Source organism: uncultured Chloroflexus sp. (assembly GCF_937129525.1).
Classification (GTDB): Bacteria; Chloroflexota; Chloroflexia; order Chloroflexales; family Chloroflexaceae; genus Chloroflexus.
Window position 1 is genome coordinate 21,711 of the sequence record NZ_CAKZNK010000056.1, and the last position, 8,426, is coordinate 30,136.

General features: G+C 58.0%; 7 protein-coding genes. 6 read left to right on the top strand and 1 reads right to left on the bottom strand.

Going from position 1 to position 8,426, the window contains the following annotated elements:
- Positions 1-245: 245 nt before the first annotated feature.
- The 3 genes from Q0650_RS06215 (at position 246) to Q0650_RS06225 (ending at position 2,647) form a co-directional block, all read left to right on the top strand.
- Complete coding sequence (locus Q0650_RS06215; protein ID WP_298816998.1) at positions 246-1,004, top strand: SDR family oxidoreductase; 759 nt, start codon at positions 246-248, stop codon at positions 1,002-1,004.
- A gap of 4 nt (positions 1,005-1,008) precedes the next feature.
- On the top strand, positions 1,009-1,335 hold the full coding sequence (locus Q0650_RS06220) for an MGMT family protein (protein WP_298816999.1): 327 nt from the start codon (positions 1,009-1,011) through the stop codon (positions 1,333-1,335).
- A gap of 106 nt (positions 1,336-1,441) precedes the next feature.
- Positions 1,442-2,647 (top strand): MFS transporter, encoded by a 1,206-nt coding sequence (locus Q0650_RS06225; protein ID WP_298817000.1) that lies wholly within the window; start codon positions 1,442-1,444, stop codon positions 2,645-2,647.
- 28 nt (positions 2,648-2,675) lie between these two features.
- Here the strand turns inward: Q0650_RS06225 and Q0650_RS06230 are convergent, their stop codons facing one another.
- A complete protein-coding gene (locus Q0650_RS06230; RefSeq protein ID WP_298817001.1) occupies positions 2,676-3,530 on the bottom strand; it encodes an alpha/beta fold hydrolase in 855 nt (284 codons plus the stop codon).
- A 195-nt stretch (positions 3,531-3,725) separates the two neighbouring features.
- Between Q0650_RS06230 and Q0650_RS06235 the strand changes: the two genes are divergently transcribed.
- The 3 genes from Q0650_RS06235 to Q0650_RS06245 all read left to right on the top strand — a co-directional run.
- Complete coding sequence (locus tag Q0650_RS06235) at positions 3,726-5,612, top strand: polysaccharide deacetylase family protein (protein WP_298817002.1); 1,887 nt, start codon at positions 3,726-3,728, stop codon at positions 5,610-5,612.
- On the top strand, positions 5,585-7,483 hold the full coding sequence (locus Q0650_RS06240) for an ABC transporter permease (protein ID WP_298817003.1): 1,899 nt from the start codon (positions 5,585-5,587) through the stop codon (positions 7,481-7,483). Before Q0650_RS06235 ends, Q0650_RS06240 begins: the two co-directional genes overlap by 28 nt.
- The coding region (locus Q0650_RS06245) for an ABC transporter ATP-binding protein (RefSeq protein ID WP_298817004.1) at positions 7,480-8,426 on the top strand (947 nt) is incomplete at its 3' end. The genes Q0650_RS06240 and Q0650_RS06245, both read left to right, overlap by 4 nt.

The window sequence follows — 8,426 nt, forward strand, 5'->3', positions numbered from 1 at the left end:
TTCTTTCCCCTCGGGAAAGAGAGTGTTTTGCTTGCCGCGATGCCGGTATGTCAATGCGCATCGAATGGCGGCGCGGCAGCGGTGTGCCTGTCCAAATGGCGCGGATCCCTCTCTCGTTCTGCTTCCCGATGATCGTTCTTTTCGGGATGGCGCCGCCACCGTGTCGGCGCCAATTATTGCGCAACGAAATAATCATCCCATTGTGGTATCATACTGATGCAGAGACTGGCTAGAGGAGGAGACTAATGGAGCCACCGTTTATCGGAAAAGTCGCGCTAGTAACAGGCGCGGCAGCCGGGATAGGGCGCGCTTCGGCGTTAGCGTTTGCTCGTGAAGGCGCGAAGGTTGTTGTCGCCGATGTCAATGTGGCCGGTGGTGAAGAGACGGTCGCTTTGTGTCGGGAATTGAATACCGATGCGATCTTTGTGCGCTGCGATGTTTCCCAGCGTGGCGATGTTGAACAATTGATTGCAAAGGCGGTTGACACCTTCGGTCGGATCGATTTTGCCCACAATAATGCCGGTATCGAGGGTGTGCAGGCAATGCTGGTTGACTATCCCGAAGAGGTGTGGGATCAGGTGATCGATATTAACCTCAAGGGCGTCTGGTTGTGCATGAAGTATGAGATCCGGCAGATGCTGCAACAGGGCGGCGGCGCAATCGTCAATACCTCATCGGTCGCCGGGCTGTCGGGTTCGCGTGGCGTATCGGCATACGTTGCCAGTAAGCACGGCATCGTTGGTATTACCAAAGCTGCCGCTCTTGAGTATGCCCGAAATGGGATTCGCGTCAATGCGATCTGTCCCGGCACCATTCATACTGCAATGATCGACCGTTTCACCAGAGGTGATCCTGAACTGCTGTCCCAGTTTGCCGAGGGTGAGCCGATTGGTCGCCTTGGTTCACCCGAAGAAGTTGCCAATGCCGTTGTCTGGCTCTGCTCTGAGAAGGCATCATTTGTGACCGGCGCTACGCTGGCAGTCGATGGCGGTCGCTTGGCCTGATAGTATGGACGGATCCGCTCAATCTGATTCACCCTATTCGGCCATTTATGCAGTTGTAAGCCAGATTCCGCCGGGACGGGTCTGCACGTATGGGCGAGTGGCTGCTCTGGCCGGTCTCCCCGGACAGGCGCGCCTGGTTGGCTACGCCCTCCACGCGCTGCTCCATCATAGTGTGGTACCATGGTGGCGGGTAATCAATCGGGCCGGTCGCATCAGTAATGTCTACGCTGCCGATGAGCAACGCGCGCGCTTGCAGGCTGAGGGAGTTGTGGTTGACGACAATTATCTGATCGATCTTGCCCGGTTTTTGTGGGAGGGTGATGAGGCGTGAGCGCGCGCAGACGCGCAACCGGCGCAACGAAGCGCAGAGGCGAGTGAAAGCCTCTGCGCTTTTGTGTTTGCTGTACCCTGTCATCACCCTCAATGGAGCGTTCCTGATGACCACTGTCACTGTGCCTCGCCATCGGTGGCTTATTCCGCTCTACGGCGCTGGCGTGATCGTCTTTTCAACGATGTACCTGACCCAACCGATCCTGCCCCAGTTGTCGCTTGAATACGGAATTGCGCCGGTCACCGCCGGTCTCAGTGTGTCAGTAGTGGTGGTGATGATTGCGCTTGGCTCGCTGGTGGCAGGTCCGCTGAGTGATCGACTTGGGCGCTGGCCAGTCATGGTTGGCAGTGTGCTGCTCCTTTCCATCCCAACAATGCTCTGCGCGCTGGCGCCATCATTTATCGTTTTGCTGGTGGGAAGAGGATTGCAGGGCCTGTGTATTCCCGGTCTGACTGCCGTCGCAGTTGCGTATCTGGGCGATCGGCTTCCGGCTGGTGAGTTAGGACGGGCTGTCGGTGGCTGGATTGCAGCCAACGTTGCCGGTGGATTGAGTGGGCGAGTGGTTGGTGGTCTGATCAGCGATAGCTTCGGCTGGCGGGCCAGTTTTATAGTCTTTGCCGGTCTGGCATTAGCAAGTGGGATGAGTCTTGTCTTTATGCTGCCGCGCGATCGCCAGACACCGGCGACGACGGCAGGTTGGCGGCAGGCATACCGCGCAATGTTTACCCATCTTGCCGATCCCTATCTCCGTTACGCCTATCTGATCGGTGGCACACTCTTCTTCGGCTTTCTCGGGGTCTTCACCTATCTACCTTACTATCTGACTTCGCCGCCATTTCAGTTGCCACCGGCAATCGTCGCTCTGGCATATATCAGCTATCTGGCCGGCGTGATCGTGTCGCCCTGGGCAGGAGCGCTTTCGGCGCGCTATTCTTCCACGCGCCTGATCGCGGTCGGATTGCTGATCGCAATGGCCGGTATCGGTTTGACGCTTGTCGCCAGCCTGCCGGCAATCGCGTTGGGATTGTGGACACTCTGTACCGGGATGTTCGTTGCCCAGGGCATTGCTCCGGCCCTGGTCAATCGTCTGGCGATAGAGGCAAAAGGCGCGGCGAGCGCATTATACCTGGTCGCCTACTATCTCGGTGGCACGCTCGGCGGAGTCGTCCCCGGCCTGGGCTGGCAGATAGCCGGCTGGCCGGGGGTAACAGCCATTTGCTTAAGCGCACTGGCGCTGGCTCTGCTGGCAAATTATCGACTGGGCCGCGCTGTTGTCCAGACTGATGATCTTCGTCAGCCTGCGGTCAGGTGAGACTGCCCGGTATCGGTGTCCCATGTGATCAGGTTGTGGCCAGGAAATCCAGTAACAATTGATGGAAACGGTCAGCCGCCTCGATCATCGGGAAGTGGCCGCAATTAGGGATAATCTCGAGCCGGGCATGCGGGAGAGCGCGTTGCGCTTCATAGGCATACTTTACCGGGAAGAGTCGATCCTCCTTGCCCCAAATAATGAGGGTAGGCTGAGTGATGGTATTCAGGCGTGACCATAGTCCGCTCCCGCGCAGGTCATTGGCATCGTAGAACCGACTCAACGATACCATTGTGCGTCGGATTGCCGGATCGCGCAGGGTGGCTGTACCCCGCGCCACCAGCTCAGGAGTGATGTAGCGGTCGGGGTCGGCAAAAGCGGCGCGCAGTTGCATGCGCACAACGCCGGGCAATGCCGACATTGCGACAATCGCCTCACCGAGGAAAGGTATCGAGCCACCTTTGCGCATGAAGAGTGGTAACTGCATGAATCCTTCACTATCGGCAATGACCAGTCGCTCGACGCGCTGGGAATGGATGATCGTGGTCGCCAGCGCATGCTTGCCACCCATCGAATGCCCAACCACTGCGGCTCGTTCGACCCCGAAAGCCGTGAGTAAGCCGGCATTCAGATCGGCATAACGGCGGAGCGTGTAAGCTGCTCCTCCCGGTTTATCCGACGCGCCAAAGCCGAGCGCATCAGGCGCAATGGCGTGATAGCCGGCGGCAGCCAGGGTTTGGATGGTTGGGATCCAATCATCGGCGCTAACCACAAAGCCGTGTAACAACAAAACAGTCGGCCCCTGTCCGGCTGTTAAGACGCGCAACCGGAAGCCATCAACGGTGACGTGTCGCTCGTTGATCGAAGTTGTTGCTGTTGCCTGCATAAGATAAATGCTCCTGCCGGTCAATTGAGGGAACCTGAAACCGCTCACATGCCGCCATCATCCGCGTTGTCACTGTAGCAGATTTGGCGCAGTGTGTCAGGCAACAACACAGCAACGAACAGTTAAGAATATCTATGGTACAATGCAGCCGCAGTACAGGACTGCACTAAACGTAATGTATTGTGCCTCTAGCCAATGATTTCACGTCGGTTTGCCTTTGGCGCTATTCTCTTCTCGTGGATAATCGGTGCGGCAGGTGTGTTCCTGTTCATCAATCAGCGCCTGGAACATTGCGCCTCGCCGCCGTTTACCAATTTCAACTTGCTTCCCAACGCCAATTTTGCTCTCGTCGGTGCAATTTCTGGTCTGCCCGACGGCTGGAGTCGCGGCGCAGGCGGGGTTGAATTGCGCGGCCCGGCAGTTGACGGACAGGGATTTGACCTCGATGGCGACGGGCGTGGTCTGCAACTGATCGGTATTGCCAACTATGCGCAGACGCCGCCGGTCTCTGTGCAACCTGGCGCGACCTATTGCTTTACCATCGCAGCCCTGACCGACTCGCTGCTGCGTTCGCCAACTCGAGTGCGACTGGTGTTTGAGTGGTATGACGAACAGGGTCAGGCGCGCGACCGGGCTGTGACACTATGGCAGCCGGTTGCGCTATGGACGCCAGAACGGCCACCGGCAGGCTGGTCGATCATTGGTGGTCATGCGCGCGCTCCGGCAACGGCTCGTACCTTGCGGATACGGATCGAGCCATCATCTGACGATCGGATCTATCTCGATATGCCGCGCCTGCAACAGGGGGGGCATGCATTGCCATCAGCCCAGCCACCCGAGTTGGCGTTGCCTTTAACCATTGCGCCGTGGCCAGAAGGATATCGCGCGGCAGTAGCCTTCACGTTTGATTGGGAAACGGCGATGGGTGGTCTGGTTCATTCCCGCTCGGTCGATGATCCACGCGCTGACGAAGATCCGATCCAGCGCGGCCTGCGCATGCGAACTGGTGTGCTGACGAGCATGGCAATCTTTGATCGGTACAACGCGCGTGCCACCTACTATGCCACCGGCTATAACTTTCTGATGGGCAATCGTGAGCAACGTCGGTTTATGGATGACCCCATCTTTCCGTGGGCCTCGGCGGCCAATGGTTGGCGCAGTGATCGATGGATGGCGCGTCCGTGGTTTAGTGATGACCCGTATGGCACCGTTGCCACCGATCCGGCGTGGTACTTCGGTGACCAGATTGAGCCGCTATTAGCCGCCGGTCACGAGATTCAGAGTCATACCTTCAGCCATCTGTACGGTGGTTACGCTGATGTGGCAACGTGGCGGGCTGATATTGAAGCCTGGAACATGGTCGCCGCCGAACGCGGTGTCCCCCATGCCCGGTCGCTAGCGTTTCCCTGGAGCAGCAGCGCCGGGATGAGTGATGCCAACTGGGATGTGATCGAACAGGCCGGGATCCACTCAGTGACTCGCCTGAGTGATTATGGCCCCTACAATCTCTTCCCAGTCGATGAGCGTGGTCTGATCCGCGATCCACACTGTCGCTGGTTACCCGGTCGCGAAGGCCGCATTATTGCCTGTCCTGATTTCTATCTGACTCCGGCCCGGCAAAAACTGGCGATAGCCCAGATTGAGCACACAGTTGCAGTGGGTGGCATGATCGATATCTGGGCGCATACCGAAGAAGTGACGAGCGTCGATCAACAGACAGCATGGGAAGATGTGGTATCTTATACCGTCAGACGGGGTGACATCTGGGTCGCCCCGCTGAGCGAAATTGCCGGCTGGCAGATTGCCTTGAAGATGCTTGCTATTACGACGTTAACCGAACCGGTGGCAACGCCTGAGCGTAGGGGTGGCAATGTCGCTCAGCGGTATCAACTACACAACCAATCGCCCTACTCGCTCACCGGATTAATGATCGATCTACCGGCAAGCACTGCCGATGTGGCAATTAACGGCGCGCTGCTGCCGCGTGAGCAGTGGCAAACAAGCGGATGGTTGCGGATCGATCTTGCCGCCGGTCAGATTACCGAGGTGACCTTGTGGCCAACACGATCAAGCAGCCGCTAAAGCAAACAACCGGCTGGCGCGCGATCGGCAATGCGCTGGCGAGCCGGCGCGGCGCGCTGCTGCTGTACCAGTGGCTATGGCTCATCCTGTGTATTGCCGGCGCATTGAGCGTCGCGCTGCCCCCCATCCTGACCCGCCCGATTATATACTACGCGCAGGCCGAGGTGCGGTTTGATACCGGACGTTATGGCCCGATTTATCAACCGGTTGCGCCCAATTTGACCGGCATGGATATTGCCATTGCCGATGCTACCGAGGCACTGCGGCTCAATGCCCTGGCGCGCGCCGATGTCCGCTTTGGCTTGCCCGATTTTCGCGTAGAATTTCTGTTGCAGACACCGGGTGAGGTGGTGGTGCGCGGCATTGCCGGCAACCCCGTTGAGGCTAAGGCGTTGGCGGATGCAGGCGCCGCCGAGCTGGTGCGCCAGATTCGGGCTGCCGGTGGGCGCGAGATCTTGCGCAATATGCTGGGCTGGCAGCTCTGGCAGGCGCTCAACGGTGAACCACCTGCCGCCGATGATCGGTTTGCTGGCTTGTTGCGTGAGATTCTGCGTTTAGAAGCCTTGCCCCTGTCGCGGCCCATCGAACCGTTCAGCACTCCGCGCGCCTTGACCGGTCTGTCTGGCGAAGAGATCAGCGATGTCACGCGCGCGCTCGAATCGCGCTACGATCTTTGGCGCTTTGCAATTAACACGCGCAATGCCACCCTCGATGCGCTCTGCGGCAGCGCCGGGTTAGCGACTGCGGCTCGCGAGGAAGCGCTCGGCGCCTGCGCGGCGACCAATCCGGCGGCAGCCGGAGAACTTGCAGCGCGTGATCGCACCATTGCCCAGTTGCGAGTGATCGAGGCTGCGATCAATTATATGATTCGCGAAGCTGGCGCTCGTTTTAACGCCGATCAGGTTAGCGCCGCCTATCGAATCCCGGCGGCATTGCCCGCTGCGCCGGAGCCTCGCTACGAACTGCCGCTCATAGCGCTGGCTGCGCTGGTTGGCGCAACCCTCGGATTGGGTGGCATTGCGTTCGATCGTAGCGCCAATGTCTTGCCTAAACTGCAAGAGTTATGGCAATACCGCGAACTGATCCGCAATCTGGTGTTGCGCGATTTGCGTGCCCGCTACAAAGGGAGTACGTTGGGGTATCTCTGGACGCAAATTGCTCCGTTAGGCATGATGATGGTCTATGTGATCGTGTTTAGTTTTCTCTTGCCTAACGGGATCGCAATGTTTCCCGTGTTTGTGATTGTCGGTCTGCTACCGTGGAACTACACCGCTGAAGCCGTATTGAACGGCACGCGCAGCATCATCGACAATGCCGCTCTGGTCAAAAAAGTCTACTTCCCGCGCGAAGTGTTACCACTGGTCGCAGTAGGTTCTAGCCTGCTCAATTTCATTCTCTCGTTGCCGATGATGGTTCTGGTCATCGTAGTGGTGCAACTCACTACGCTTGGCCGTCTCAATCTGAGCTGGACTATCGCCTATCTGCCGGTGATTATGGTCTTGCAAACCATCTTTCTCGCCGGCCTGGCCCTCTTGCTTGGCGCGGGCGCCGTCTTCTTCCGTGATGTTGTGCATCTGATCGGAATTGTGATCAATATCTGGTTCTTTCTCACCCCTATCATTTACCCGCTTAGCACCATCAGTGAAGGATTGGCGGCCCGCATCATTCGCTGGTTAAATCCGCTGGCGTCGATCATTGAGTTTTACCGCGAAATCATCTACGGTAATACCGTGCCGGTCGGCTTGATTCCAACGCCAGGAGTGCCTGCCCTCAGCGCTATGTTGCGCGTTGGGGTGACCAGCCTGGTTGTGCTGGCCATTGGCTATTGGGTCTTCCAGCGGGTGAGTTGCCACTTCGGTGAAGAGTTATGAGCATCGTAATCGAGTTCGATAAAGTGTCGCGACAGTTCGTGCGGCGCCAGAATGCGGCGACGATCCAGGAGCGTTTTGTCGGCCTGATCCGCGGGATGCCGCCTGCGGAGGCGTTTTGGGCGGTGCGCGATGTCAGCTTTGCGGTCGAAGAGGGGCAAAGTATTGGTCTGGTTGGACACAACGGCGCCGGCAAGAGCACCATCCTAAAGTTGATGACGCGCGTTCTCGAACCAACCAGTGGACGGGTTTCGACACAAGGGCGAATTGCTGCCCTGCTTGAGCTAGGTAGTGGCTTTCATCCCGAACTGAGCGGGCGCGAGAATGTTTTTCTCTACGGCTCGCTGATGGGTTTTAGCCGCAAAGAGATGATCCGCAAGCTGCCCGAGATTATCGAATTTTCCGAGATTGGCCCCTTCCTCGATACCGAAGTCAAGCACTATTCGTCGGGTATGTACACCCGGCTGGCATTTGCCGTCGCGACCGCTGTTGATCCCGACATTCTGATTACCGATGAAGTGCTAGCGGTGGGCGATGAGGCCTTTCAGCGCAAATGCATCGACCGCATCTACGGCTTTCGCCGCGCCGGTAAAACGATTGTCTTCGTCTCGCACGCGCTCGATGTTGTGCGATCGCTGTGCGATGTGGCAGTTTGGCTCGACCATGGCGAAATGAAGGCCTACGGTCCGGCGAGCGAAGTCGTTGATGCCTATCTGGCCGCAGTTAATGAGCGTGAACGCGAAGAGTTTGAGCAACAGCGGGATAAAGTTGATGAGGAATGGGGTCAACGGATGCGCCGGGGGACGCGCGAAGTTGAGATTACCCGCGTTCAGCTCCTTGATCGCTATGGCAATGAGCGAATCACCTTTCGCACGCACGACCCGCTTACCATTCGGATTCATTACGTTGCCCATCAGCGGATCGAGCGTCCGGTATTTGGGGTAGG